This window comes from Gloeocapsopsis sp. IPPAS B-1203, assembly GCF_002749975.1.
Taxonomy (GTDB): Bacteria; Cyanobacteriota; Cyanobacteriia; order Cyanobacteriales; family Chroococcidiopsidaceae; genus Gloeocapsopsis.
Genome location: NZ_PEIG01000048.1, coordinates 1 through 496, shown reverse-complemented (window position 1 = coordinate 496; position 496 = coordinate 1). Strand labels below are relative to the sequence as shown.

Here is a 496-nt window from a genome sequence, read left to right as displayed (position 1 = left end):
TATTTTGACCCAAAAGTAGACGAATACGAACGTCTGATTACCAATAATCCCATCTTCCGCCGCCGTGTAGAAGGTATCGGCACAATCTCGCGCTCTGAAGCGATCAACTGGGGATTGTCAGGTCCGATGTTACGCGCCAGCGGGGTGAAGTGGGATTTACGCAAAGTAGACCATTACGAATGCTACGACGACTTGGATTGGGACGTACATTGGGAAACAGCGGGCGATTGCTTTGCACGTTACTTAGTGCGGATTCGTGAGATGCGCGAGTCGGTTAAGATTTTGCGTCAAGCGCTCAAAGCTCTACCAGGTGGTCCATTTGAAAACTTGGAAGCGAAGCGGTTAGCCGAAGGCAAAAAATCGGAGTGGAATGGCTTTGATTACCAGTATATTGGCAAGAAAGTCGCACCCACGTTCAAAATCCCCAAAGGCGAACATTATGTTCGGATAGAAAGTGGCAAAGGTGAGTTAGGCATCTACATCATGGGTGATGATC

General features: G+C 48.4%; 1 protein-coding gene. It reads left to right on the top strand.

Features of this window, described 5'->3' with window-relative positions:
- The coding region (locus tag CSQ79_RS26935; RefSeq protein WP_502693973.1) for an NADH-quinone oxidoreductase subunit D-related protein at positions 1-496 on the top strand (496 nt) is incomplete at both ends.